This window comes from Ideonella alba (assembly GCF_018069875.1).
Classification (GTDB): Bacteria; Pseudomonadota; Gammaproteobacteria; order Burkholderiales; family Burkholderiaceae_C; genus Ideonella; species Ideonella alba.
In genome coordinates, this window is the sequence record NZ_JAGQDF010000002.1 from 423,745 (window position 1) to 448,809 (window position 25,065).

The following is a 25,065-nucleotide window of genomic DNA, read 5'->3' on the forward strand; positions in this document are numbered from 1 at the left end:
AGCGGACTCAGACGGCCGGCTTGTCGCCGGTCAGCAGGGGTATCAGGCCGTCCTGGCTGGAGCCCAGCAGGCCAGCCCCCGAGTAGATGCCCAGCTTGTGGCGGGTGTCCTGGATGTCCAGGTTGCGCATCGTCAGCTGGCCGATGCGGTCGGCCGGCGTGAACGCGCCCTCCACCTTCTCCATCGACAGCCGCTCGGGCGCGTAGGTCAGGTTGGGGCTCTCGGTGTTGAGGATGGTGTAGTCGTTGCCGCGGCGCAGCTCCAGCGTCACCTCGCCGGTGATCGCCGAGGCCACCCAGCGCTGCGCGGTCTCGCGCAGCATCATGCACTGCGGGTCGAACCAGCGGCCCTGGTAGAGCAGGCGGCCGAGCTTGCGGCCGTTCATCCGGTACTGCTCGATCGTGTCCTCGTTGTGGATGCCGGTGACCAGGCGCTCGTAGGCGATGTGCAGCAGCGCCATGCCCGGGGCCTCGTAGATGCCGCGGCTCTTGGCCTCGATGATGCGGTTCTCGATCTGGTCGCACATGCCCAGGCCGTGGCGGCCGCCGATCTCATTGGCCTTGTAGAACAGGCTCAGCAGGTCGGGGAAGGTCTGGCCGTTCAGGGCCACCGGCACGCCCTGCTCGAAGCGCACCGACACCGTCTCGCGCTTGACCTCGACGTCGTCGCGCCAGAAGGCGACACCCATGATGGGCTTGACGATGCTGATGCCGGCGTTCAGGTACTCCAGGTCCTTGGCCTCATGCGTGGCGCCCAGCAGGTTGGAGTCGGTCGAGTAGGCCTTCTCGACGCTCATCTTGTAGTCGAAGCCGTTGGCGATGAGGTACTCGCTCATCTCCTTGCGGCCGCCCAGCTCGTCGATGAAGGTCTGGTCCAGCCAGGGCTTGTAGATCTTCAACGACGGGTTGGCCAGCAGGCCGTAGCGGTAGAAGCGCTCGATGTCGTTGCCCTTGTAGGTGCTGCCGTCGCCCCAGATGTTGACGCCATCGTCGCGCATCGCCACCACCAGCGCGGTGCCGGTGACCGCGCGGCCCAGCGGCGTGGTGTTGAAGTAGGTGGCGCCGCCGGTGGAGATGTGGAAGGCGCTGCACTGGATCGCCGCAATGCCCTCGGCCACCAGTTGATGGCGGCAGTCGATCAGGCGGGCGATGTCGGCGCCGTAGGCCTTGGCCTTGCGCGGGATCTCCTCGTAATCGGACTCGTCAGGCTGGCCCAGGTTGGCGGTGTAGGCGCAGGGCACCGCGCCCTTGGCGCGCATCCAGTGCACGGCCGCCGAGGTGTCAAGGCCGCCGGAGAAGGCGATGCCGACGCGCTCGCCGACGGGCAGTTGCTGGAGGATGTTGGACATGGCGTGTTCGGGTGGGGGAAATCTGGCAACCCTCGATTTTACCGCCCGGGCTGTGGCGCTCCGCGGCTGCAGTGTGCAGGGCGTGCGCCCGGGCCCAAAGACCATTTCAATTGTGTGCAATTGAATTGTGTGAAATCATTCAGCCCATGACATCGCGCCCCTCCGCTTCCGCTGTCCCGGCCGCCGACTGGCTGTCGCTGGACCGTCAGCTGTGCCACGCGATCTACGCGGCCTCGCTGACCATGACCCGGCTGTACAAACCGCTGCTGGACCCCCTGGGCCTGACCTACCCGCAGTACCTGGTGATGCTGGCCCTGTGGGAGCAGGACAACGCCACGGTCAGCGAACTCGGCCAGCGCCTGGGACTGGACTCGGGCACGCTGACCCCGCTGCTCAAGCGCCTGGAGGCCGCCGGCCGCGTGCAGCGCCTGCGCGACAGCGCCGATGAGCGCCGCGTGCGCCTGCGTCTGACCCCCGCCGGCCGCGCACTGCGCGAACAGGCCCTGGCCGTGCCGCAGGCGATTGCCTGCGCCAGCGGTTGCCAGCTCGATGAAATCACCGATCTGACGCGTCGCCTGCAGGCGCTGCGTCACCACCTGGACCAGGCCGCCGCCTGATCCCTTTCACCCCCCCATCAGGAGATGACCATGGCCCTGGAAAAAGTCCTCTATACCGCGCACGCCACCGCCACCGGCGGCCGCACCGGCTCTGCCAAGTCGGACGACGGCAAGCTCAACGTCGAGCTGTCCACCCCGCGTGAGCTGGGTGGCGCCGGCGGCAACGGCACCAACCCCGAGCAGATGTTCGCGGCCGGCTACTCGGCCTGCTTCATCGGCGCGATGGGCGCGGTCGCTGCCTCGCAGAAGTTCAAGCTGCCGCCCGATGTGAGCATCAGCGCCGATGTCGGCATCGGCCCGATCCCGGGCGGCTTCGGCATCCAGGTCGCGATGGCCATCAGCCTGCCGGGCATGGAGCGCGCCGCCGCCGAAGCGCTGGTGGCGGCCGCCCACCAGGTCTGCCCCTACAGCAATGCCACCCGCGGCAACATCGACGTGGTGCTGACCGTCGTCTGAAGCGCCGTCACCCAGGTGTCATGGCGCCGCCATGACACCGTCATGCGGCCTCACGAGCATGGCGGGATCCGTGACCAACGCTTCCCGCCATGCCGTCCATCTGCCGTACCTGCCTGTCCACCCTGGCCCTGGCCGCGCTGCTCGCCAGCGCCCAGGCCGCCCCCACCCTGATCGCCCGCGGCAGCCTGCCCGGTGACGCCGCCGACCTGTCCGGCCTCAGCGGCACTCTGGAGAACGGAGCCCCCGCCAACCTGCTGGGCGGGCTCGGCTCGGCCCTGGCCTGGGCCGGTGGCAGCACCTTCATCGCCCTGCCCGACCGCGGCCCCAACGCCTCGGCCTGGAACACGACGGTCGACAACACCACCAGCTGGGTTCCGCGCTTCCACACGCTGTCGATGGCGCTGAGCCCCAACCCGGCGGGCCCGCTGCCCTTCACGCTGACGCCCACGCTGACTGGCACCACGCTGCTGTGGTCGCGTGACGCGCTGCACTACGGCCCGGCCGTGCCGGCGATCAACACCGCCAGGCGCCACTTCTTCAGCGGTCGCAGCGACAACTTCGGCCCCGGCGATTCGCTCGACCCGCTGCATGCCCGCCTCGATCCGGAAGGCCTGCGCGTCTCACGCAACGGCAAGACGGTCTACATCAGCGACGAGTACGGCGCCTACGTCTACGCCTTTGACCGCGCCAGCGGCAAGCGCCAGCGCGCGTTCGCGCTGCCCTCGGCCACCTTTGCGGTGAACACGCTGGCGGCCACCGGCGCGGCCGAGATCAGCGGCAACACCACGGGTCGCGTGGCCAACAAGGGCATGGAAGGTCTGGCGATCACGCCCGACGGGAAGCACCTGATCGGCTTCATGCAAAGCCCGCTGCTGCAGGACGGCGGCGACGGCGGTCGCGCCAACCGCATCGTGCGCATCGAGATCGCCACCGGTGTGGTCGAGCAGTTCGCCTACGACAACTTCATCCCGGCGATGAACAAGGCCTACAACAGCAGCGAGATCCTGGCGATCAACAGCCACGAATTCCTGGTGCTGGAGCGCGACGGCAAGGGCCTGGGCGATGGCACGCTGGCGGTGGTCAAGCAGCTGTGGAAGGTGGACCTGAGCGGCGCCACCGAGGTGAGCGGTCTGAGCGGCGCGGCGGCCCTGCTGGCCGTGGCCCCCACCAAGACGCTGTTCCTGGACCTGCGCGCGGCGCTCAATGCCGCCGGCATCGCCGACGCCGACATCCCGGCCAAGCTCGAGGGCGCGGCCTTCGGTGAGGACGTGGTGATCGACGGCGTCACCAAGCACACGCTGTACCTGGCCAACGACAACGATTTCCTGGCCAGCGTGGGCGGCAAGGACAACCCGAACCAGTTCTTCGTCTTCGCCTTCGACGACGCCGATCTGGGCGGCTCGGTCTACGAGCCGCAGCGCTTCAAGCAGCCCTGATCAGCGCGCCACCAGCAGGCGCAGCAGCAGCTCGACCCGCGCCTTGGCGGGTGTGAGCGCGCCCGCCGAGGGCCAGGCGCCCTCGGGCTGGCCGACGATGCCACCGCGCTGGCAGCGCGTGGCCCGCCAGACCAGCAGGCCCCGCTGCGCCGCCGCCTGCAGCGCCGCGTCCAGCGCGGCGTTCACGGTGCCGTTGCCGGTGCCCTCGACCACCAGGCCGCGGTAGCCCGCATCCAGCAGCGCATGCACCAGCACCGGCTCGACGCCGGCATGGCTGCTCACGATGCCCACCCGCGGCCAGGCGGCCACCGGGGGCTCGATCGTCGCCAGGCCCAGCGCCACGCCCCGGGGCCAGTCGCGCCAGCGCAGGACCCGGCCCTCGCGCAGGCTGGCCACCGGTGGCGCGTCGCCGCCCTCGAACGCGTCGATGCGAAACGGCTGCGTCTTGCGCACGTCGGCGGCCGCCCAGACCTCGCCCCCCACCGCCACCAGCACCCCCTGCGCGCCCGGCTCGGCGGCCAGCGTCACCGCGTCCAGCAGGTTCTGCGGGCCATCGGCCTGCAGCGACGTGGCCGGGCGCATCGACGCGGTCATCACCAAGGGCTTGATCGGCGCCAGCACACGCTGCAGGAACCAGGCGGTCTCCTCCAGCGTGTCGGTGCCATGGGTCACCACCACGCCGGCCACCTCGGGCCGCGCCAGGTGGTGGGCGGCGCGGCGCGCCAGCTGCTGCCAGGTGGCGTGGTCCATGTCCTTGCTGTCGAGCTGGGCCACCTGTTCGGCCTCCAGCGTGCGGCTGGCCAGTGCCGGCACCGCCAGCAGCAGCTGGGTCACGTTGAGGCTGCCCGCCGCGTAGCCGACGTTGTCGCCCGCGCCGGCGATGGTGCCGCCGGTGCCCAGAATCACGATGCGTGCCGATTCACTTTGCATTTTTCGACAGTCTGGATAAAAATACAGCCACTGGATGCAACCCCAGCCGTGCTCCACCGGAGCCGGCCACCCCTCATGCTTGAAAGCCCCAAGCTCACCGCCCGGCAGCAACAGGTGCTCGACCTGGTGCAAAGCACCATCGAGCGCACTGGCGCCCCGCCCACGCGGGCCGAGATCGCTGCCGAACTGGGCTTCAAGTCGCCCAACGCCGCTGAAGAGCACCTGCAGGCCCTGGCCCGCAAGGGCGTGATCGAGCTGGTCGGGGGCACCTCGCGCGGCATCCGCCTGCAGTCTGCCACGCTGCGCGCGCTGAACGAGGCCCGCGGCAAGCAGTTCATGCTGCCGCTGCCCAGCCTGGCGCAGCTGACACTGCCGCTGGTCGGCCGCGTCGCCGCCGGTCACCCGATCCTGGCCCAGGAACACGTGGACCAGACCTATGTGCTCGAAGCCTCGCTGTTCCCGCAGAAGCCCGACTACCTGCTGAAGGTCAAGGGCATGAGCATGCGCGATGCCGGCATCGTCGACGGCGACCTGCTGGCGGTCAAGCAGACGCGCGAGGTGCGCAATGGCCAGATCGTCGTCGCGCGGCTCGACAACGAAGTCACCGTCAAGCGCTTCCACCGGGGCCGCCAGGGCGTGGAGCTGCTGCCCGAGAACCCCGACTTCGAACCCATCGTTGTCGGCCCCGAGCGCGAGGACTTCTCGATCGAGGGCATCGCCGTGGGCCTGGTGCGCCAGCACATGCTGATCTGATCTCCCGGCGGGCTGTACCGATGGGCACGATCAAATCCCCCAAAGCCGCCAGTGCCGCCGAGTGCGACGCGCTGGAACGCCTGCCCAATGTCGGCCCGGCGATGGCCGCCGACCTGCGCTCGCTGGGCATCCAGCACCCGTCGCAGCTGGCCGGCCGCGACGCCTATGCCCTGTACCGCGCGCTGGAGCGTCACAGCGGCAAGCGGCAGGACCCCTGCGTGCTGGACACCTTCCTCGCCATCGTCGATTTCATGAACGGCGCAGCACCTCGCCCCTGGTGGGACTACACCGCCGACCGCAAGCGCCAGTTCGGCGCGCTGCATCCGGCCTGAACACGCGGCCTGAACACCCGGCCTGAGCACCCAGCCAGTGCTCGCTGCTACAGCCGCTCGCGCCGCCACAGCGCCGGAAACAGCCGCGGCCACACCGCCACCGCCAGCAGCGTGCCGGTGCCGCCCAGCAGCACCGAACCCACCGGTCCCAGCCAGGCCGCCGTGGCGCCCGACTCGAACTCGCCCAGCTGGTTGCTGGCGCCGATGAACACCGAGTTCACCGCTGCCACGCGGCCGCGCATCGCGTCGGGCGTCTCCATCTGCACCAGGCTCTGGCGGATCACCACGCTGACCATGTCGGCGGCACCGGCCACGGCCAGCGCCAGCATCGCCAGCGGCAGGCTGCCGGCCACCGCAAAGGCCAGCGTGGCCAGGCCATAGACCGCCACCGACTGCAACAGGCGCTGGCCGGCGCGGCGCTGCAACGGGTGCCGGGCCAGCCACAGGCCGCAGGCCAGTGCCCCCAGGGCCGGCGCGGCGCGCAACAGACCCAGGCCCTCAGGCCCGGTGCCCAGGATGTCGCGCGCAAAGACCGGCAGCAGCGCGGTGGCACCGCCCAGCAGCACGGCCAACAGGTCCAGCCCCATTGCCCCCAGCAGCACCGGGTGCGCCACGATGAAGCGCAGGCCGGCGGTGAGTGCCCCGGCCTCGGCACCCACGCGCGCCGGCCGGCCCTGCGGCGTGAGCCGCAGCACCGCGCCTCCGGCCAGCACCAGCAGCAGCAGCGCCAGGCCATACACCCAGGCCGCGCCGGCGCTTTGGCCCGCGGCGTAGACCAGGCCGCCCAACGCTGGCCCACCCACAATCGAGGCCTGCAGCACGGCGCCACCGGCCGCCACCGCGCGCGGCAATGCCTCGCTGGGCACCAGCGAGGGCAGCAAGGCCTGCTGCGACGGCATCTGCAAGGCCCGGGCGGCGCCCAGCAGCGCCGAGACCGCGAAGATGCCGGCCGGCCCCAGCCAGCCGCCGGCACTGCCGGCCGCCAGGCACGCTGCCACCACGGCCTGCAGGCCCAGGCTGGCCAGCAGCGTGTGTCGGCGGTCGTGGTGGTCCACCAGGTGACCGGCCGGCAGCGTCAGCAGCAGCGCTGGCACGAACTGCACCAGACCCACCAGGCCCAGTTGCCAGGCGCTGCGGGTGAAGTCGTACATCTGCCAGCCCAGCGCCACCATCAGCATCTGGTTGGCGGTGGTCGCGGCGGCGCGGGCCGCCAGCAGGCGTCGGAAATCAGGCAGGTCGCGCAGGCGCGGCGGTGGCGCCAACGCCAGGGGATCGGTCGCGGTCATCGGGGCGACAGCTTACGCTGCCGTGCGCACCGCCAGCACCGCCTGGTTGCGCAGGCTGCGCACCAGGCTTAGTTCAGCCTCCGACAGCTGCAGCGTGCGACGCTGGCAGGCGCCGTACAGCAGCCCGAAGCAGCGCCCCTTGAGCATCATCGGCAGCAGCACGAAGCTGCGCGGCGGCGCCTCGCGCAGCACCTGGGGCAGGCGCGGGCGCAGCGAGTCGGCCCGGGCGTCGTCGATCAGGGTGTCCAGGCCCTTGCGACAGGCCAGCTGGAACAGGTCCGGGGTCGGGCCCTCGCGCAAGTCGATCTTCAGGGCCGCGGCCAGTTCTGGCGCGCCCTCGCCCATCCACACCCGGCCGCACAGCTGCTCCCCCTTTGGGTCGCGCAGGGCCAGCACCACCTGGTCCAGTGACAGGGCGCGCCACAGCGTCTCGGCAATCATCCGCAGCACCTGGCCCACGCTGCCGGATTCGCTGGCCAGTGTGGCGGTGACGTCAGCGATGCCGGCGGCCAGCAGTTGCTGCACCGCGGCGCTGACCGGGGCTTCGGCCACGGTGGCGGTGAACTCATCGGCCGGCGCGGTGGGCGGCGCCAGCAGCCGGCTGGCACGCACCCGTGGCCCGCTGTCGAGCCCCAGCGAGCTGGCCAGCTCGGCCAGCATCGCCCGCGCGGCAGACACCGCCTGCAGCATCGCCTCCTGCGACTGGCCCAGCGGCAGGCCGAAGTGCTCGGCCCAGGCGGGCTGGGGGTCGGCGCCTTCGCCGCGTTCGTCCAGCAGGCGCTGCACCAGCTCATGGGCCGCGCGCACGCGCCAGCGCATGGCCTCGGTGGGCGCCGTCACGCGGTGGCGCGGCGGCTCGCCGTGCGGCACCGACATCGCCTGGCACAGCGCCTGGGGCAGGCCCCAGGAGGCGGCCACGCCCTGCCCCAGGCTGGCGCAGGACACCCCCAGCACGTCGACCTGGGCGCGCTCATCCACCGGACCGTCGCGCCCCTGCAGCAGCTGCGCCTCCTGCGGCAGGTAGTAGGCCAGCAGCAGGCGGCCCAGCTGGCTGAACATGCCGGCCAGGAAGGCCTCCTCGCGCTCGCGGCTGGGGGGCGTCAGCTGATCGACCAGCGCCGCGGTCAGCAGGGTCTCCAGGAACAGGCCCTTCATGCGGCCGGCCTGGGCCTGGTTGCCCATGTGCTCGAGCAGCAGCAGCGACAGCGCCATCGCCCGGATGCCGCCGAAGCCCACCAGCGCCACCGCGCGCGAGACGGTGCTGACCTCGCCCTGGCGCGCATGGTGGAAGCGCGCGCTGTTGACGACGCGAAGCAGGCGCTGGGTCAGCGCCACGTCGCGCAGGATCTCGGCGGCCAGCGTGTGCACGCTCTCGGAATCGGAGGCGGTGATCGCCTGGATGCGCAGCACCGCGTCGGACAGCGCCGGGAAGTCGCCTGCCAGGCGCATGCGCCGAAGCAGAAAGTCCAGCGTCGGATGCGCACCCGGGCCCTGCACCGCGGCCGGATGCAGCCAGGCGTTCAGCGCGTCGCGCATCGCCGCGGCATCGGGCCATCGGCGCGCAGGGTCGCGGGCGGTGGCGCGCAGCACGATGCCACGCAGGTGGTCGTCGACCTCGTTGTCCACTGGCGGCCAGACCACGTCCACATGGCGCGCCTGGGCGATCGCCTGGGTCGGCCCCTCGCTGCGGCGCAGTGGCACGCCGATCAGCATCTCGCCCAGCAGCATGCCGGCGGCGAACACGTCCATGGATGCGGCGGGGGCGGCGCCGGCCGCCGCCTCGGGCGAGATCGTGCCCGGCGAGCCGACGATGCGGCCGTCATGGCTGTCGGTGATGCGTGCCGCGATGCCGAAGTCGGCCACCTTGGGCAAACCGTCGGCGTCCAGCAGCACGTTGGAGGCCTTCAGGTCGCGGTGGACCACGCCCTGGGCGTGGGCATGGGCCAGCGCATCCAGCACGCCCAGCATCAGCTCCACCGCCGAACGCGGCGCCAGCGGGCCCTCGCGCAGGCGCGCGGCCAGCGTGCCACCGGGCACGCACTCGCTGACCAGCACCGCCTGGTCGTCGATCGTCAGCAGGTCGTGCACGGCGACGATGCCGGCGTGGTGCAGGCCGGCCGCCAGGCGGGCCTCGTCACGCCATTCAGCGGCCAGTTCGGACTCGGCCAGCGGATGGAAGATCTTCAGCGCCACCTCGCGCTGCAGCGTGGTGTCCAGCGCCCGCCAGACGGTGGCCTGGGCGCCGCGGCCGAGTTCGCCGCGCAGTTCAAAGCGACCGATGCGCTCGCCGATCGAGGGTTTCACGCCGCCGCGGCCCGCGGAGCGCCAGCGGCGGCGCCAGCCTGCGCAAAGGCACGGGTGGCGGCCGAGGCGTCGGCGACCCCGGGCATCGCCGGGCCTGTGTCCACCGTGCTGGGCAGGGCCTGCAGGGCGCCCAGCATCTCGGCCTGGGTCAGGCCCAGCGCCCGGGCATAGCGGCGCACCACCACCGCCAGCGCCGGACCCACCAACTTGGGCGCCAGCGCACTGGCGTCCAGCAGGTCATTGGCGCAGCTGGCGGTGACGCGCAGGATGTCGGCGTCGGTGTCGGGGTGGTGCACCGGCGCGCCTGGCGGAATACGGCGGATCATCTGCTGCACCGAGTCGTCCAGGCCCCAGTGCTGGGCCACGGCCAGGCCCAGCGCCTCGAGGTCGATGCCCAGCACCGCATAGGAGGCCGCCTCGGCGCTCATGCCGGGCTCGGCGCCGGCCTTGCCGTCCGCCGATTCGCCGGGCTGCATCAGGCGGCGGATCTGGGCGGCCTCGTCCGGGAAGTGGTACTGCACCACCAGCCGGCCCAGGTTCTGCATCTGGGCGATCAGCGAGATCACCTCGCCGTCATAGCCGGCCGGCGCCAGCCGCGTGGCCACGCCGCCGGCGCGCTGCACGCGCCGCATCAGCGCCGCCATCTCGGTGGCCGCCGCCTCGTCCATCGGACCGGGCCAGGGCCGCAGCGACAGCGCCGCGCGGCGCACGCCCTCCAGGCCCAGCATCGCGATCGCCCGACGCAGCATCAGCACCGGGCCGTCGCTGGACACGGCGTGGCCCTGCACGGTGGCGCCATTGACCAGGCGCAGCAACTCGAAGGCCAGCGCCATGTCGCCCAGCACCACCTCGGCCAGCTCGCTGGTGCGGCCGCGCTCCATCAGCGCCAGGTGCGCCACGCGGTCGGCGCCCCCGGGCATGGCCGGCAGCACGCCGGCGGCGCGGATGCGGTCGAGCAGCAGGGCCAGCGGCCCGCCCTCCAGTTCGGCATTGGCCTTGATCCAGCCGTCCAGCGCCCGCTGCAGCGTGCGCGCATTGCGGTAGCGCTGGCGCGGCTGGCGGTCGGTGGCGCGGTTGACGATGGCCCGCAGCGCATCCGGTATCGGCCGCGGCACGTTCCACGGCAGGCGCACGAAGTCATTGCCCAGCGGCGGCATCATCGCCACCACGCGGGCCACATCGGTCTGGTCCAGCGCTGGCTGGCCGGCCAGTCCATGGTGCATCACGATGCCCAGCGCGAGCACATCGCCCACGGCGGCGTCGCGCACCTGGCGGAGCTCTTCCATCGCCCCCACCACCGCGGCGCCACCGCTGCGTTGCGGCACCTCCAGGCCCAGCACCTGCACGCGGCCGCCGTCGTCCACGCTGAGCAGCCACGGCTGCACATCATGGTGGGCCACGCCCGCCTCGTGGGCATAGGCCAGGCCCAGGGCGGCCTGCGAGGCCCAGGGGGCCATCTCCTCGGCCGGAATGCCCTGGCGCGAGAAGCGCTCGGCCCAGGTGACCTGGCCATGGCGCTCATAGGCCACGTAGGGCCAGCGCTCGTGCTCGGCGATCTCGACGGGCGTGGCCAGGTTCGGATGGTTCAGCCGCGCCGCGCGGCGCACGCTCTGCATCCAGGCCGCGGCGGCCTCGCCTTGCGGCTGCTGGCGCGGCATCACCAGCATCCATTCGGTGCCCTGGCGCTCATCGGCGGCATGCCAGGCCATGGTGCGCTCGCTCTTGCCCAGCAGGCGCAGCAGCTGGTAGCGCCCGAAGCGCCGCACCGGGGCGGTGGCGGCTTTCGGGGCGTCGTCGGAACGGGCGGGAGCACTCATGGCAGCGGGCACGGCGGGCAGCTTGGCTCCGATTGAACCGCGCGCACCGCCGACCCGTAGTCCGGAAGTAGCGGCGCCAAACCCGGCTATTCGCTGGCGTCGAGCGGATGCACCCGGCCGTCCCCGCCCACCAGCAGCGCGCGGACCCGCTCGCCCGGCTGAAGCCGCCGGACCGCGGCCACGTAGGCCGCCAGCTGTTCTCGGTAGGCCGGCTGGGTGTGCGGCGCATGGTCCAGCTTGTAGTCGATCACCCACCAACTGGGCTCGCCGTCGGGGTCGCGGCGCTGCACCAGGCGGTCGATGCGCAGCGCGGCCGCGCCGTCGTCCACCGGCACCTCGTCACCGGCCCAGAGGATCGCCGGGTCGCGCCACCAGGGGCGGAAGTGCGCCCCTGCCAGCACGGCGCGCGCGGCGGCCTGCGGCACGGCGATGTCCAACGGCGCGAGGTCGAACTCGGCGCCGGCAGCACGCGCAGCAGTCTCCAGCCACTCGTCCAGCGACCCGAGGGCCGGTCCGCGCGGCCCGCAAGCCCATTGCATCAGGCGGTGGAAGGCCTGGCCCAGGCGGGTCAGGCGGTCGTCCTGGCGCACCGGGGCCACCCAGTCCGCCGCGATGCCGCTGCCGGCCGCGGCCGGCGGGCGCAGCGCCGCCCAGTCGTCAGTCTGCACCACGGCCTGCTCGCCGGCCGGCGGCGCCACCGCCGGGCTGGGCGTCCAGGGCGCTGCCAGGTCGTGCAGCCGGGCCCACCACGACGGTGCAGGACCGGCGTGGTGCGGCACCACGGCACTCAGCACCAGGCGTGTGCGGGCGCGGGTGAGCGCCACGTACAGGCTGTTGAGCTCCTCGCGGGCCTGCTGGGTGTCCTCGTCGGCCTGCAGCGCATCCAGCGACGGCGCGCGCCTGGCCTCGGAGGCGACGAAGGCCACCCGCGCCGGGTGGTCCTGGTCCACCGGCCAGTCGACCAGCAGCGCGCCGGGATCGGGGCGGCGGGCCTGGGGGTCGGTGTCGAGCAGGAACACCACCTCGGCCTCCAGACCCTTGGCGCCGTGCACGGTCAGCAACTGCACCGCATCGGCCTGGGCCAGTGCCGGCACCGTGGGCGACTGCCGCCGCAGCGCACGCACGAAGCCATAGGGCGTGGCGTAGCGGCCACCATCCAGCGACAGGGCCGCGGCGACCAGGCCCTCGATCACCGCCCGCGCCGGGCCGCGGCGCTCGGGCGGCACCGCGCGCAGCATGCGGCCCATCACCTCGCCCTCGTCGACGATGCGGTCGAGCAGGTCATGCGGCGGCAACTGGCTGGCCAGGTCGGCCCAGCGCGCCAGCAGCGGCGCCGCACGCGCCAGCGCGGGCGGTGCCTCACCGCGGGCCGCCAGGCGCTGCAGCGCCGGCCACCAGGCGTCGCCGCGGGCCTCGGCGGCCAGAGCGATCAGGTCCGGGTCGCTGGCGTCGAAGACGGGGCTGCGCAACGCCTGGGCCAGCGACAGGTCGTGGCCAGGCGAGGCCAGCACATCCAGCAGCGCCACCAGGTCGCGCGCCTCGGGTTCGTCCAGCAGCGACAGCTCGGCCGGCTGGACATGCGGCACATGCAGCACACGCAGCGCATCCGACAGGCGCGCCAGCACGCTGCGCTTGCGCGCCAGCACCTGGATGTCGCGCGGCCGGCGACCCTGGGCCACCAGCTCGGCGATCGCCCGGGCCACCCAGCGGGCCTCCTGGGCGCCCAGGTGTTCGCGCTCCTCGTGGCGGGGCTGGGTCAGGCTGTCGCGCCAGGGGGTATCGGCCGGCTCGACCTGCTTGGCCGCGCGCGGAGGACGCTCGACCAGTGGCAGGCGCCAGACACCCTCGCCCGCCTGCGCGACCTCGGTGGTGTGGGGCCGAAAACCCGCGTAGTCGGTCGCCGCGCCGAAGACCTGGTTCAGCGTGTCGATCACCGCCGTGGCGTTGCGCCGCGTGTGGTCGCAGGACAGGCGCCGACCACCCAGGGCGTCAGCGACAAATCGGGCCGCAGCGGCGAAGACGCGCGGCTCGGCGCGGCGGAAGCGGTAGATGCTCTGCTTCGGGTCGCCAACGATGAACACCGACAGCGGCTGCTGGCCGCTGGCCCCGCCGCCCGCGCCGGCATAGGCCGCCAGCCAGGGTTGCAGCGCATGCCACTGCAGCGGGCTGGTGTCCTGGAACTCGTCGATCAGCAGGTGGCGCAGCTGGGCGTCCAGGCGCTCCTGGATCCAGCCGGCCTGCTCGGCGTCGCGCAGCAGGTGCAGCGCCAGGTTCTCAAGGTCGGGCATGTCGACCAGGCCGCGCGAGCGCTTCAGCGCCGCGAACTCCTGCAGCAGCGCGCGCGCCAGCGGCACCAGCGCGGCATGGTCCTGGTGCGCCTCGTGCTGGCGCAGGCGCAGCGCGATGGCCAACAGCTGCTCGGCCAGCTGCGGGATCTCGGGCGGCTTGCCGGCCACGTTGCCCTTGGCCTGGCCGGTGGACTTGCCCAGCAGCGCCTCGCACGCCGCGTCATACGCCAGCTCGACCGCGTCGTCGTGCAGGTGCGCCAGGGCCCGGCTCAGGCCTTCGACCACCGGCACCACGGTCTTGCGGGTGTCCTCGCGCAGCCGGTCACGCAGGGCCGTGGCGGTGTCCACCCAGCCGGTTGCGCGCAGCAGCTCGGTGGGGTGGGCCAGGTTGCGGCAGTCCGGGAAGACCTCGGCCACCGGCGGGACCGAGCCCGCCAGCGTGCCGTGGGCGTCGGCGCGTTCGATCTCGATGCGCCGCTCCAGCACGCCGTCCAGCCAGCGCTGCACCACGCTGCGGCCGTGGCGGCCCACCAGGCCGCGGTAGGCACGGTCCAGCTCCGGCGTCTGCGCCACGCGGCGCAGGAAGCGGCGGGTCAGCTCGGGCCGCAGTTCATCGGTGTTCTCGATCAGCGCCATGCCAGGCTGCAGGCCCAGCGACTGCAGCGCGTCCAGCGGCGCCATGCGCAGCAGCTGCGAGAACCAGCTGTGGAAGGTACGCACCTGCACCGCCCGGCCCTGTGCCAGCACACGCTGCTGCAGCGTGCCCAGTGCGGGCGCCAGCGCCTCGGCCTGGGCAGCGTCCAGGCCGCGCTCGCGCAGCGCCTGCACGCGCTGGTCGTGGCTGGCACGCACGTCCGCGAAGGCTGCCAGCCATTCGTCCAGGCGCTCGCGCATCTCACCGGCGGCCTTGCGGGTGAAGGTGATCGCCAGGATCTGCTGCGGCTGGGCGCCGTCCAGCAGTGCGCGCAGGATGCGCGAGACCAGCATCCAGGTCTTGCCGGCGCCGGCGCAGGCCTCGACGACGACGCTGCGCGATGGGTCGCAGGCGATCGCGTAGAAGGCGGCGCGGTCGACCGGCTGGCCGTCGGCGGCGTAGGCGGCGCCGCTCATTCGTCGCCTCCGGGGTCGGTGACCGCCTCGGCCGCGGCATCGGGCGGCGCCGCCCAGTGGTCACGGCGGCACAGGCCGCGCATGTCGCAGCGCTCGCAGGCCTGGCCGCGGCCGAGCGCACGCAGCGGCTCGCCGGCACGGGCACGGTCGAACTCGGCGGCCAGTTCGCCCAGCAGCCGCTCGGCGTCGGCCAGCACGTTGGCGTGTTCGATCCAGCGGGGCCCGTCGCGCTCATCGAGCGCCAGGTAGGCCGCGCCCACCGTGGCGCCATCGGCGGCGGCCAGGGCGGCGTAGAAGGCCAGCTGGGTGTCTTCGAGGCCCTTGGCGCGGCGCTTGAGCTCGTCGGCGCGGCCCGTCTTGTAGTCGATCACCTGCACCGCACCGCCGGGGCCGCTGTCGAGGCGGTCCAGGCGGCCATGCAGGCCCATCGCGCCCAGCGCGGGTGCGGGACGCTGGCGGTCGATCTCGCCAGCGGTCCAGCGCCAGCCGGCCTGGTCGCGCGCCTGCAGCCAGGCCAGGTAGGGCTCGCACAGGCGGTCGAAGCTGGCCAGGTAGGGCAGCATCTCGCCTTCGGCCAGGCGGCCATCGGGCGCCACCTCCTGGGCGCAGCGCCGCAGCAGCGCGCGGTCATCGTCCAGGCGGGCGTCGGCCGCGCGTTGTTCGTGGAAGCGCAGCAGCACCGCGTGCAGCCAGTCGCCGTAGTCGCGCTTTTCGGCCAGGCGGTCCAGTTCGTCGTCGCTGGCCAGTCCCAGCAGGCGCTGGGCGAAGAAGCGGTAGGGACAGTCGCGCCAGGCGTCCACCGCGCTGGCGCTGAGCGAGTCGGGCCAGCGCGCGCCGCTGGCCATCACCGCCGGCTCGGCCACGGGCTGCACCGCCCAGGCGCGGCACGGCGGCGCCAGCGTGGAGACCGGCAGCGCCTGGCCGCCGCGCGCCAGCACCAGGCGCTGCAGCAACGGACTGGGGCCGAGCGGTTCGCTGCCTTCGGCCCGGCGGCGCACCAGGCACAGGTTCGGCAGGCGCAGCGCCTGGATGAAGGCCAGGGCCTCGCGCTCGGCCGCCTCGGCCACGCCCGGCAGGCCCAGCGCGCGGCGCAGCGCCGGCCCGATCAGGTCGACGCCCGGCTCGTGGCCGCCCAGGCGCTGCTCGTCGGCACCCGGCAGCACCGCGGCCACGAAGGGACGCAGCATGGCCCGCGCCAGCGGTGTGATGACCACCCGCGCCTGCGGCGGATGGTCGGGCACGACACTGGCCTCGCTGAGCGCCTCGTCGGCCCAGCTGATCAACTCGTCCAGCGTGAAGCGGGTGGCGGCCGCCAGCGCCGGCCAGCCCGCGCCCTGGTTCCAGGGCGCTTCCAGGCGCCATGCCGCCAGCACCGCCCGGCCGGCCGGGTCGTCGCGCCAGGCGGCGGCCGAGGCGGGATCGTCCAGCCACAGCGCGGCCAGGGCCGACAGCCACTCGGCCAGCGGGCGCCGCGCCGGCTCGCGCAGCGGCGCCAGGCGGGACTGGGCGCGTTCCCAGAAGGCCTGGGCCTGGTCGCGCCGCGCCGGGCTCAGCCGGCGGCCGCGCCACAGGGCCTCGAGCACGCGCAACTCCTCGGCCTGTGACGCGAAGGCCGGGTCGTCCTTCAGCCAGGCCAGCCACAGGTCCTCGGCACCGGCCGAGGGCCGTGAGAGGGCCCGGGCGGCGCGCAGCAGCGCCATCGCCCGCGCCCCGGCGCGCGTGGTGGCCACCCGCCAGCCGGTGTCGTCGACCACCTCGACCGCCGCCCGCTCGAGCAGGGCCCGCACGCGGCGCACGGCCTCGCGGTCCTGGGCGATCAGCGCGACGGCGCCCTGCTCATGGCGGCGCAGCGCGTCCAGCACCTCGACAGCGGCGGCGCGGGCCTCGCCCTCGGCGTCATCGGCCAGATGTTCCTGCGGCGGCGGCAGCGTGGCGGCGGCCTCGAAGAGCCGCTCGGGCGGCGGATCCTGGTCTAGCCACAGCACCGGCACACCGCGCGCGGCGGCCTCGTCCAGCACCGCCTGCACCAGCGGCACCGTGCCGCCGGCGCGCAGGCCGATCCAGGCACTGGGGCGGGCCTCGTACAAGGCGTCGCTGGCGGGCGGCTGCACCGCGATCGACCGCGCGGCCCAGGCCAGCGCATAGCCGGCCAGCGAGCGCTCCTGGTCGCCCGGGCCGGTGCCGCCAGCCAGCCGGGCTTGCGCCGTCGCGACCCATGCGGCGCGGCCTGATGGCGGCTGGGCGGCGAGCGCCTGCTGCCATTCGTCGGCGGTGTCGACCACCGCGGCCACCGCCCAGGCGAAGCCCGCCGGGTCGCGCCGGGCCCAGCCGCCCTGGTCGACGCCGCGCAACTGCGCCGCCACCTGCAGCCGGCGGGTGACGGTATCGCCGGCCATGGCCTCAGCCGCCGCCGGGGCGCGCGGGCCCAGTTGCGGGGCCAGCGTGGCCACGGTCTCGATCCGCGGCGCCCAGCCGCCGCGCCGCGCGAAGGCCCGCCGGGCCTGCGGCAGCAGCGCGGTGAAGGGCAGCAGCCAGATCGCATCGCGCAGAACCACCCCTCTGGCCTGCGCCCAGTCGCCCACCTGGTCGGCCAGACGCGCCCAGGTGTGCTCGTCCAGGGGGGTCGTCTCGGGGGGCGCAGCGGTCATCGGCACGGGCATCGGGGACAAGACCTTTGTGTCAGAATCATTGTGCCCGGTCGCCCCAGATGGCGGCTCCCCGAAGGACACCCCATGAGCAGCGAACTGATCAAGCACATCTCCGACGCCTCGTTCGAGGCCGATGTCCTGCAATCCGACAAGCCGGTCCTGGTCGACTACTGGGCCGAATGGTGCGGCCCCTGCAAGATGATCGCCCCGATCCTGGACGAAACCGCCAAGGAATACGGCGAGCGCCTGCAGATCGCCAAGATGAACGTCGACGAGAACCGCGACATCCCCGCCAAGTTCGGCATCCGCGGCATCCCGACGCTGATGCTGTTCAAGGGTGGTCAGCTGGCGGCCACCAAGGTCGGTGCGCTGAGCAAGGCGCAGCTGGCCCAGTTCCTCGACGGCAACCTCTGATCTCGCCTATACTCCTGCCCTGACGCGCCGGGAACGGCTGCATCGCGCCAAGCGCCCGAGCAGCCACCCCGGAGCCCCGTCAGGCGCCGGACGGCCGCCACCCCAAGCCCAGGCCCAGCCTGACCGCTTGCGGAACACGTGTCCCGGCCCCCCCTCCCCTACCCGGTTTCATCACGCGCCACGCGGCCGGGATCCCCGTGATCCCCACCTCGATGGCGATCGGCCAGCCCCGGCTCATGCGGTGCTTCGCTGGCGACCACCCCAGGGTGTATCCATGCATCTTTCCGAACTGAAAGCCCTCCACGTCTCGGCCCTGATCGAGATGGGCGAGGCGCTCGAGATCGACAACGTCTCCCGCCTGCGCAAGCAGGAGCTGATGTTCGCGATCATGAAAAAGCGCGCCAAGGCCGGCGAACAGGTCTTCGGCGACGGCGTCCTCGAAGTGCTGCCCGACGGCTTCGGCTTCCTGCGCTCGATCGACACCAGCTACATGGCGTCGACCGACGACATCTACCTGAGCCCCAGCCAGATCCGCCGCTTCAACCTGCACACCGGCGACATGGTCGAGGGTGAGGTGCGGGTGCCCAAGGACGGCGAGCGCTACTTTGCCCTGGTGAAGGTCGACCGTGTGAACGGCCTGACGCCCGAGCAGAGCAAGCACAAGATCATGTTCGAGAACCTGACGCCGCTCTTCCCGAAAGAGCCGTTCAAGCTCGAGCGCGACGCCTTCAAGGGCGAGGAGAACATCACCGGACGCATCATCGATCTGATCGCCCCGATCGGCAAAGGCCAGCGTGCGCTGCTGGTCGCGCAGCCGAAGACCGGCAAGACGATCATGATGAAGAACATCGCCCACGCGCTGGTGGCGAACCATCCCGAGATCCACCTGATCGTGCTGCTCGTCGACGAGCGCCCGGAAGAAGTGACCGAAATGGTGCGCACCGTGCGCGGCGAGGTGATCAGCTCCACCTTCGACGAGCCCGCCGCCCGCCACGTGCAGGTGGCCGAAATGGTGATCGAGCGCGCCAAGCGCCTGGTCGAGATGAAGAAGGACGTGGTGATCCTGCTCGACAGCATCACCCGTCTGGCCCGCGCCTACAACAACGTGCTGCCCAGCTCCGGCAAGGTGCTGACCGGCGGTGTCGACGCCAACGCGCTGCAGCGCCCCAAGCGCTTCTTCGGCGCGGCGCGCAACGTGGAGGAAGGCGGCTCGCTGACCATCATCGGCACCGCGCTGATCGACACCGGCTCGAAGATGGACGAGGTCATCTACGAGGAGTTCAAGGGCACCGGCAACTGCGAGATCCACCTGGACCGCCGCATGGCCGAGAAGCGCGTCTACCCCTCGATCCTGATCAACAAGTCGGGCACCCGCCGCGAGGAGCTGCTGCTCAAGCCCGAGATCATGCAGAAGACCTGGATCCTGCGCAAACTGCTCTACAACATGGACGAGATCGAGGCGATGGAGTTCGTCCTCGACAAGATGAAGGCGTCGAAGAACAACCTCGACTTCTTCGACATGATGCGCCGCGGCGGCTGAAGCCCGCGCCTCGCATCACCCGCACGACCGCGCCCTGGCGCGGTCGTGTCGTTTCAGGGTGGTGGGTCAGTAGCGCACCGACACACCCAGGCCCCAGCGCCAATCGGTGGCGGCGCCGCTGATGCCCCGTGCGACCGAGGCATCGAACTGCAGGTCGGGGTTCACCAGCCAGGCCACGCCGGCGTCGGCACTGTGGATCGTGCCGCCGTGGCGGCGTGAGGCCCACTGGTCGAGCGACCATTCCACATAGCCGCGCCACTCGGCACTGAATTCCTTGCCCACGGTCACCGCCAGCGAACCCGCGGTGTAGCGCTGGCCGTTGGCGTCGCTGAGGCTGCCAATGCCGGGCATCGCGCCGACCGACCAGCCGCCGGGCAGTTCCCACTCGCCCACCACGCGCAGCGAGGGCCGCACGCCGCTGCCCTTGAAACCCGAGGAGCCGCTGGGCAGGTCGAAGTGCAGCAGCGCCGCGACGCTGGGCACAAAGTCATCGTCATCACCATCCTGGACATGCCACTTCAGGCCGACCGCGGTGTCGGGCGTGCCCGAGCGGCCGCCCAGCGCCGTGCGCTCGCGCACCCTTAGTTCGGTCTCGATGCGCAGCTCCCAGGTCGGGCTCAGACCGATGCGCAGCAGCGTCGGAAAGCTGCGTTCACGCACCGCCGCGGCACCTCGGCCGTCGCGGGCCCATTCGACGCTGGTCTCGAGCTGGAAGCGGCCGGCGCCGACCACCTCGCTCGACTCGGAGATGTCGGGCCGATCGGTGATGATCGCGCCATCGGCTTCGGCGCGCGCGGCCGTGCCCGCCATGGACAGCAACAGGGCGGCCGCCACCGCGCACAGGCGCGTGGAAAGGGTCGTTGGCATCAGGATCCTCCGGTGGGCGGTGGGTGGTTGGATGTCAGCCCAGAGCATATCGGGTATACTCCGCGTTTTTCCGCTGTCGGAAAGTGCGAATGTACGAAGGTACGACTGGCATGGGGCCAGGCGTGGCTCCCGGCTCACCAGCGATGAGAGAAGCGCCATGAAAGAAGGCATTCACCCGAATTACCGCGACGTCTGCTTCGTGGATCTGTCCAACGGTTTCAAGTTCGTGACGCGTTCCTGCGCCCCGACCAAGGAAACCATCAAGCTCGACGACGGCCGCGAAGTGCCGCTGTTCAAGCTGGAAACCACCAGCGAGTCGCATCCCTTCTACACCGGCCAGCAAAAGAGCGTGGACACGCTGGGTGGCCGCGTCGAGAAGTTCCGCAACAAGTTCGCCCGCGTCGGCATCAAGAAGTAATCCCCTTCTTGCCCGCACGCGTGCAGCGAAGAAGGCAGCCTCGGCTGCCTTTTTTCATGCCTGGTGCATCATCGCCTCCGTGAGCACGCCCACCCCTGCCCTCGTCACGCAGCGCGCCGCACAGCGCCTGCCGCGCGTGCCGCTGCTGCTGCTGTGCGCGGCCTATGTGCTGCCCGGCGTGTTCGGCCGCGACCCCTGGCGCAACGCCGATCTGTCCGCTTTCAGCATCATGCTGGGCATGGCCGAAGGCCGGCTGTCCTGGCTGGCGCCGACCCCGGTGGGCGGCATGGCCGACGCCGCGCTGCTGCCGCACTGGCTGGGCGCGCTGGCCATCCAGGCCCTGGGCGGCTGGCTGGGGCCTGCGCTGGCGGCACGGCTGCCCTTTGCACTGCTGCTGGCGGCCACGCTGGCCCTGGTCTGGTACGCCACCTATTACCTGGCCCGCACCGAGGCCGCGCAGCCGGTGGCCTTCGCCTTCGGTGGCGAGGCCGAGCCGCGCGACTACGCCCGGGCGCTGGCCGATGGCGCGCTGCTGGCGCTGATTGCCTGCCTGGGCCTGCTGCAGCTGGGCCACGAGACCACGCCCGAGCTGGCCCAGCTCAGCGAGGTGGCGCTGCTGCTGTTCGCGCTGGCCGTGGCCACCACGCGGCCACTGCTGGGCCGGCTGCTGGCGCCACTGGCGCTGGTGGCGCTGGCCTCCAGCGGCGCTCCGGCCATCGCCACGCTGATGGGCCTGGTGGCGCTGGTCACCAGCGCGCGCAGCCGCTTCGAGGGCGTGCGCGCCCTGCTGCCCTGGCTGGCGATGGGCGCCGCGGCCTCGGCCGCGCTGGCCTTGCTGCTGCACACCTGGCACTGGCGCATCGTGCGCCCGGACAGCCTGGCCGACCTGTGGGCCCTGGTGCGTCTGCCCGGCTGGTTCCTGTGGCCGGCCTGGCCGCTGGCGCTGTGGACGCTGTGGCGCTGGCGAGGGCACCTGCAGTCACGCCACATCGCGGTGCCGCTGGGCTGCGCGCTGGTGGCGCTGCTGGCGATGGCAGCCATGGACGGCAACGACCGCGTGCTGTTGCTGGCGCTGCCTGGCGTGGCGGTGCTGGCGGCCTTCGCGCTGCCGACGCTGGACCGCGGCGCCAGCGCGGCGATCGATTGGTTCTCGGTGTTCTTCTTCACCGGCGCGGCCATCGTGGGTTGGGTGGTCTATGCCTCGATGCACTGGGGCGTGCCGGCCAAACCGCTGGCCAACATCCAGCGCCTGGCGCCGGGCTTCGTGCCGCAGTTCTCATGGCTGGCGCTGCTGGCGGCGGTGCTGGGCACGCTGGCCTGGCTGTGGCTGGTGCGCTGGCGCACCGCCCGCCACCGCGATCCGCTGTGGAAGAGCCTGGTGCTGCCGGCCAGTGGCGTGGCGCTGGCCTGGCTGCTGTCGATGACGCTGTGGCTGCCGGCGCTGGACTACGCACGCAGCCTGCGGCCGCTGGTTCAGCAGATCACCGAGATCGTGCCGGCCGGCCAATGCCTGCTGGCGCCCGGCCTGCCGCGCACCCAGGTGGCGGCGCTGGAGGTGTTTGGCCGCTACCGGGTGGATGCGCGCACCGATGGCCCGTGCGATGCCATGGTGCTGCAGGGGCGTCGGCCCGGCGTCGCCCCGGCGATCGACGGCTGGCGCCTGGTGGCCACACTGCGGCGCCCTACCGACCGCCAGGAACAGACCTGGGTCCTGCGCCGCGAGCGCTGATCCTCAGGCCGGGGTCACGGCCGCGGCGCGCACCCGCGAGGGCGGCAGGCGCAAGGTGAAGCGCGAGCCCTGGCCCACCGCGCTCTCGATCAGCAGCTCGCCGCCGTGGCGCTGCGCCACATGCTTGACGATGGCCAGCCCCAGGCCGGTGCCGCCGGTGTCGCGCGAGCGGCTACCGTCCACGCGGTAGAAGCGCTCGGCCAGCCGCGGCAGGTGCTCGGGGGCGATGCCGGGCCCGGTGTCAACCACGCTGAGCTCGCCCGAGCCGTCGTCACCGCGACGCGCGATGATCTGGATGCGGCCCCCCTCGGGGGTGTAGCGCACCGCATTGAAGGCCAGGTTGCCCAGCGCGCTGGACAACTCGGATTCCTGCCCGGCCAGTGCCTCCAGGGCGCCGGTGTCGACGATCAGCTCGTGGCGCCCCGCCGACAGGGCCCGCACTTCCTGCTCCACCACCTGGGTCAGACGGGCCACCGGGCACCACTGGTCAGCGGGCGGCCGGGCGCTGCCCTCCAGGCGCGCCAGCGTCAGCAGGTCGCCCACCAGCGCCTGCATGCGCTTGGCCTGCTGGCCCATCAGGCTCAGCACGCGCTGGCGCTCGACCTCGGTCAGCGGCAGCGTGGCCATGGTCTCGACGAAGCCGGCCAGCACCGTCAACGGCGTGCGGATCTCATGCGAGACATTGGCGACGAAATCGCGCTTGGTGGCATCCACCCGCTCGCGCTCGGTGATGTCCTGCGTCAGCAGCAGGCGCTTGCCCTGGCCATAGGGCCGCACCAGCACCGCCAGCAGGCCCTTTCCCTGCGCACCGGGAATCTGCACCGGCTGCTCGAACTGGCGCGCCTGCAGATGCGCCACGAAAGCCGGCGCGCGAACCAGGTGGGTGACATGCTGGCGCTGGTCGCGCAGCGGGTCCAGCCCCAGGTGGGCGGCAGCCATCTGGTTCATCCACTCGATCTGGTCGGCCGCATCCAGCAGCAGCACGCCGTTGGGCGACGCGTCGATGGCCTCCAGCATCTGGGCGAGCTGCTCGCGCTCGGCCGACAGCGCCCGCTCGCGCAGGCGCAGCGCCCGCTCGACGCGCACACCGGCCTCGCCCCAGAAGCCCACCAGGGGCGGTGCGCCGTCGTGCATCTCACTGCTGAGCCAGGTCAGCAGGCGGTCGCCGCGCAGGCCGTCGACCAGCGCCACCAGCGCGGCCGCCGCCCCGGCGCCCAGCATCGCACCCAGCCGGCCATGTCCCCAGGCCTCGCCCAGCCAGCCTCCCAGTCCGGCGCCCAGCGCCGCGAACAGCAGCGCCAGCGCGGTGCGTGGCAGCAACCAGAACATGCGCGCCGCAACCCCCTCAGGCCGACGGCAGGGCGACCTGCCGCGTCATGCGGTAGCCGGCGCCGCGCACCGTCTCGATCATCTGCGCGCATTGCGCCGGCTGCAGCGCCTCGCGCAGGCGCTTGACGTGCACATCGACCGTGCGTTCCTCGATGAAGACGTGGTCGCCCCAGACCCGGTCCAGCAGCTGGGCGCGGCTGTGCACACGCTCGGGGTGGGTCATGAAGAAGTGCAGCAGGCGGAACTCGGTGGGACCCAGCTTGAGCTCGACGCCGGCACGGCTGACGCGGTGGGTGGCCGGGTCCAGCGTCAGCCCGCCCAGTTCCACCGCGGTGTCCAGCGCCTCGGGCAGGCGGCGGCGGAGCAGCGCGCGGATGCGCGCCAGCAGCTCCTGCGTGGAGAAGGGCTTGGTCAGGTAGTCGTCGGCGCCGGCATCCAGGCCGGCCACCTTGTCGGTTTCCTCGGCGCGCGCGGTCAGCATGATGATCGGCAGGCCGCGCGTGCGCTCGTCGGCGCGCCAGCGGCGCGCCAGCGCCACGCCGGACTGGCCCGGCAGCATCCAGTCGAGCAGCACCAGGTCGGGCAGCACGGCATCGACCGCGGCCTGGGCCTGCTCGGCGGTCTCGGCCAGCGTGACCTCGAAGCCGGCATGGCGCAGGTTCAGCGCGATCAGCTCGGCAATCGCGATCTCGTCCTCGACGACCAGGATCGTGGTCATGGCCATCCTCAGTTGCGCTGCAGGGCGACCGAGGCCACGGTCTCGACCGGGTTGTGCCGCACGTCCGTGCCCTTGACGATGTAGATGATCTGCTCGGCCAGGTTCTTGGCGTGGTCGCCCACGCGCTCGATCGCCTTGGCGACGAACACCAGGTCGATGCTGGCCGAGATGGTGCGCGGATCTTCCATCATGTAGGTGATCAGCTTGCGCATCAGGCCGTCGAACTCCTGGTCGATCTGGTTGTCCTGCTTGATGACCTCCAGCGCCTGCACCGTGTCCAGACGGGCGAAGGCGTCGAGGGCCTTGCGCAGCGAGGCCACGGCCAGCTCCGACTCGAAGGAGACATCGCTGACCGGCAGCTTCATGCGGCTGAAGACGCCGGTGTTGATCAGGCGCTGCACGGTGCGGGCAATGCGCGCGGCCTCGTCACCCACGCGCTCCAGGTTGCCGATGGTCTTGCTGATCGCGATCAGCAGGCGCAGGTCACGGGCGGTGGGCTGGCGGCGGGCGATGATGGCCGAGAGGTCGGCGTCGATCTCGACCTCCAGCTGGTTCACCCGCTCCTCCATCTTCAGGACCTGGGTCGCGGTCTCGGCGCTGTAGTGGACCAGCGCGTAGATGGCCTGGGCCACCTGGGCCTCGACCAGGCCGCCCATTTCCAGCACACGGGTGGAGACGCCGCTGAGTTCGGCGTCGAACTGGGTCGACAGGTGCTTGTCGCTCAT

The 25,065-nt window shown here is 72.2% G+C and carries 20 protein-coding genes; 9 read left to right on the forward strand and 11 right to left on the reverse strand.

Annotated elements, in window-relative coordinates:
* Positions 1 to 7: 7 nt before the first annotated feature.
* Positions 8 to 1,348, reverse strand: coding sequence for an argininosuccinate synthase (argG, locus tag KAK07_RS04965; protein ID WP_210856620.1), 1,341 nt, complete (start codon positions 1,346 to 1,348; stop codon positions 8 to 10).
* Between the two features lie 146 nt (positions 1,349 to 1,494).
* Between argG and KAK07_RS04970 the strand changes: the two genes are divergently transcribed.
* The 3 genes from KAK07_RS04970 to KAK07_RS04980 all read left to right on the forward strand — a co-directional run bounded on the left by KAK07_RS04970 (position 1,495) and on the right by KAK07_RS04980 (position 3,857).
* Positions 1,495 to 1,965 carry a MarR family winged helix-turn-helix transcriptional regulator gene (locus KAK07_RS04970; protein ID WP_210856619.1) on the forward strand — a complete coding sequence of 157 codons (471 nt, stop codon included), beginning with the start codon at positions 1,495 to 1,497 and terminating at the stop codon, positions 1,963 to 1,965.
* 30 nt (positions 1,966 to 1,995) lie between these two features.
* Entirely contained in the window at positions 1,996 to 2,421 is a 426-nt protein-coding gene (locus tag KAK07_RS04975; RefSeq protein WP_210856618.1) for an organic hydroperoxide resistance protein, read from the forward strand.
* An 89-nt stretch (positions 2,422 to 2,510) separates the two neighbouring features.
* Positions 2,511 to 3,857 carry an esterase-like activity of phytase family protein gene (locus KAK07_RS04980; protein WP_210859287.1) on the forward strand — a complete coding sequence of 449 codons (1,347 nt, stop codon included), beginning with the start codon at positions 2,511 to 2,513 and terminating at the stop codon, positions 3,855 to 3,857.
* On the opposite strand, the gene KAK07_RS04985 is transcribed toward KAK07_RS04980, so the two are convergent.
* Positions 3,858 to 4,787, reverse strand: a complete 930-nt coding sequence (locus tag KAK07_RS04985) for an asparaginase (RefSeq protein ID WP_210859289.1) — start codon at positions 4,785 to 4,787, stop codon at positions 3,858 to 3,860.
* A 75-nt stretch (positions 4,788 to 4,862) separates the two neighbouring features.
* On the opposite strand from KAK07_RS04985, the gene lexA reads away from it, so the two are divergent.
* Together lexA and KAK07_RS04995 are read left to right on the forward strand one after the other, a co-directional pair.
* Entirely contained in the window at positions 4,863 to 5,540 is a 678-nt protein-coding gene (lexA, locus tag KAK07_RS04990) for a transcriptional repressor LexA (RefSeq protein WP_210856615.1), read from the forward strand.
* Positions 5,541 to 5,560: 20 nt separating this feature from the next.
* A complete protein-coding gene (locus KAK07_RS04995; protein ID WP_210859291.1) occupies positions 5,561 to 5,872 on the forward strand; it encodes a helix-hairpin-helix domain-containing protein in 312 nt (103 codons plus the stop codon).
* A gap of 47 nt (positions 5,873 to 5,919) precedes the next feature.
* On the opposite strand, the gene KAK07_RS05000 is transcribed toward KAK07_RS04995, so the two are convergent.
* The 5 genes from KAK07_RS05000 to KAK07_RS05020 all read right to left on the reverse strand — a co-directional run bounded on the left by KAK07_RS05000 (position 5,920) and on the right by KAK07_RS05020 (position 17,325).
* Entirely contained in the window at positions 5,920 to 7,158 is a 1,239-nt protein-coding gene (locus KAK07_RS05000; RefSeq protein ID WP_210859293.1) for an MFS transporter, read from the reverse strand.
* 12 nt (positions 7,159 to 7,170) lie between these two features.
* Positions 7,171 to 9,462: a protein kinase domain-containing protein gene (locus tag KAK07_RS05005; RefSeq protein ID WP_210859295.1), complete on the reverse strand. Its 2,292-nt coding sequence runs from the start codon at positions 9,460 to 9,462 to the stop codon at positions 7,171 to 7,173.
* A complete protein-coding gene (locus KAK07_RS05010; protein WP_210859297.1) occupies positions 9,459 to 11,279 on the reverse strand; it encodes a serine/threonine protein kinase in 1,821 nt (606 codons plus the stop codon). The genes KAK07_RS05005 and KAK07_RS05010 overlap by 4 nt, the downstream gene beginning before the upstream one ends.
* Positions 11,280 to 11,365: 86 nt before the next feature.
* Positions 11,366 to 14,677, reverse strand: a complete 3,312-nt coding sequence (locus KAK07_RS05015; RefSeq protein ID WP_210859299.1) for a UvrD-helicase domain-containing protein — start codon at positions 14,675 to 14,677, stop codon at positions 11,366 to 11,368.
* Entirely contained in the window at positions 14,674 to 17,325 is a 2,652-nt protein-coding gene (locus KAK07_RS05020; protein ID WP_210859301.1) for a PD-(D/E)XK nuclease family protein, read from the reverse strand. The genes KAK07_RS05015 and KAK07_RS05020 overlap by 4 nt, the downstream gene beginning before the upstream one ends.
* A gap of 84 nt (positions 17,326 to 17,409) precedes the next feature.
* On the opposite strand from KAK07_RS05020, the gene trxA reads away from it, so the two are divergent.
* On the forward strand, positions 17,410 to 17,739 hold the full coding sequence (gene trxA / locus KAK07_RS05025) for a thioredoxin TrxA (RefSeq protein WP_210804071.1): 330 nt from the start codon (positions 17,410 to 17,412) through the stop codon (positions 17,737 to 17,739).
* Positions 17,740 to 18,013: 274 nt separating this feature from the next.
* The gene (rho, locus tag KAK07_RS05030; RefSeq protein ID WP_210856608.1) at positions 18,014 to 19,279 is read left to right on the forward strand and encodes a transcription termination factor Rho; all 1,266 of its coding nucleotides are present in this window, start codon (positions 18,014 to 18,016) and stop codon (positions 19,277 to 19,279) included.
* Between the two features lie 66 nt (positions 19,280 to 19,345).
* On the opposite strand, the gene KAK07_RS05035 is transcribed toward rho, so the two are convergent.
* Positions 19,346 to 20,146: a transporter gene (locus KAK07_RS05035; protein WP_210856607.1), complete on the reverse strand. Its 801-nt coding sequence runs from the start codon at positions 20,144 to 20,146 to the stop codon at positions 19,346 to 19,348.
* 157 nt (positions 20,147 to 20,303) lie between these two features.
* Between KAK07_RS05035 and KAK07_RS05040 the strand changes: the two genes are divergently transcribed.
* Both KAK07_RS05040 and KAK07_RS05045 read left to right on the forward strand, forming a co-directional pair.
* Positions 20,304 to 20,564 (forward strand): type B 50S ribosomal protein L31, encoded by a 261-nt coding sequence (locus KAK07_RS05040; RefSeq protein WP_210856606.1) that lies wholly within the window; start codon positions 20,304 to 20,306, stop codon positions 20,562 to 20,564.
* Between the two features lie 79 nt (positions 20,565 to 20,643).
* Complete coding sequence (locus KAK07_RS05045) at positions 20,644 to 22,293, forward strand: hypothetical protein (RefSeq protein ID WP_210856605.1); 1,650 nt, start codon at positions 20,644 to 20,646, stop codon at positions 22,291 to 22,293.
* A 3-nt stretch (positions 22,294 to 22,296) separates the two neighbouring features.
* Here the strand turns inward: KAK07_RS05045 and phoR are convergent, their stop codons facing one another.
* Genes phoR through phoU form a run of 3 tightly spaced genes read right to left on the reverse strand, consistent with a single transcriptional unit; the run spans position 22,297 to position 25,065 of the window.
* The gene (phoR, locus tag KAK07_RS05050) at positions 22,297 to 23,622 is read right to left on the reverse strand and encodes a phosphate regulon sensor histidine kinase PhoR (RefSeq protein ID WP_210856604.1); all 1,326 of its coding nucleotides are present in this window, start codon (positions 23,620 to 23,622) and stop codon (positions 22,297 to 22,299) included.
* A gap of 16 nt (positions 23,623 to 23,638) precedes the next feature.
* Positions 23,639 to 24,340, reverse strand: a complete 702-nt coding sequence (gene phoB, locus KAK07_RS05055; protein ID WP_210859305.1) for a phosphate regulon transcriptional regulator PhoB — start codon at positions 24,338 to 24,340, stop codon at positions 23,639 to 23,641.
* Between the two features lie 8 nt (positions 24,341 to 24,348).
* Positions 24,349 to 25,065: a phosphate signaling complex protein PhoU gene (gene phoU / locus KAK07_RS05060; protein ID WP_210856602.1), complete on the reverse strand. Its 717-nt coding sequence runs from the start codon at positions 25,063 to 25,065 to the stop codon at positions 24,349 to 24,351.

Coding starts and splice junctions, on each gene's coding strand:
- argG (WP_210856620.1), bottom strand. CDS start 1,348: ATGTCCAACATCCTCCAGCAACTGCCCGTCGGCGAGCGCGTCGGCATC.
- KAK07_RS04970 (WP_210856619.1), top strand. CDS start 1,495: ATGACATCGCGCCCCTCCGCTTCCGCTGTCCCGGCCGCCGACTGGCTG.
- KAK07_RS04975 (WP_210856618.1), top strand. CDS start 1,996: ATGGCCCTGGAAAAAGTCCTCTATACCGCGCACGCCACCGCCACCGGC.
- KAK07_RS04980 (WP_210859287.1), top strand. CDS start 2,511: ATGCCGTCCATCTGCCGTACCTGCCTGTCCACCCTGGCCCTGGCCGCG.
- KAK07_RS04985 (WP_210859289.1), bottom strand. CDS start 4,787: ATGCAAAGTGAATCGGCACGCATCGTGATTCTGGGCACCGGCGGCACC.
- lexA (WP_210856615.1), top strand. CDS start 4,863: ATGCTTGAAAGCCCCAAGCTCACCGCCCGGCAGCAACAGGTGCTCGAC.
- KAK07_RS04995 (WP_210859291.1), top strand. CDS start 5,561: ATGGGCACGATCAAATCCCCCAAAGCCGCCAGTGCCGCCGAGTGCGAC.
- KAK07_RS05000 (WP_210859293.1), bottom strand. CDS start 7,158: ATGACCGCGACCGATCCCCTGGCGTTGGCGCCACCGCCGCGCCTGCGC.
- KAK07_RS05010 (WP_210859297.1), bottom strand. CDS start 11,279: ATGAGTGCTCCCGCCCGTTCCGACGACGCCCCGAAAGCCGCCACCGCC.
- KAK07_RS05015 (WP_210859299.1), bottom strand. CDS start 14,677: ATGAGCGGCGCCGCCTACGCCGCCGACGGCCAGCCGGTCGACCGCGCC.
- KAK07_RS05020 (WP_210859301.1), bottom strand. CDS start 17,325: ATGACCGCTGCGCCCCCCGAGACGACCCCCCTGGACGAGCACACCTGG.
- trxA (WP_210804071.1), top strand. CDS start 17,410: ATGAGCAGCGAACTGATCAAGCACATCTCCGACGCCTCGTTCGAGGCC.
- rho (WP_210856608.1), top strand. CDS start 18,014: ATGCATCTTTCCGAACTGAAAGCCCTCCACGTCTCGGCCCTGATCGAG.
- KAK07_RS05035 (WP_210856607.1), bottom strand. CDS start 20,146: ATGCCAACGACCCTTTCCACGCGCCTGTGCGCGGTGGCGGCCGCCCTG.
- KAK07_RS05040 (WP_210856606.1), top strand. CDS start 20,304: ATGAAAGAAGGCATTCACCCGAATTACCGCGACGTCTGCTTCGTGGAT.
- phoR (WP_210856604.1), bottom strand. CDS start 23,622: ATGTTCTGGTTGCTGCCACGCACCGCGCTGGCGCTGCTGTTCGCGGCG.
- phoB (WP_210859305.1), bottom strand. CDS start 24,340: ATGACCACGATCCTGGTCGTCGAGGACGAGATCGCGATTGCCGAGCTG.
- phoU (WP_210856602.1), bottom strand. CDS start 25,065: ATGAGCGACAAGCACCTGTCGACCCAGTTCGACGCCGAACTCAGCGGC.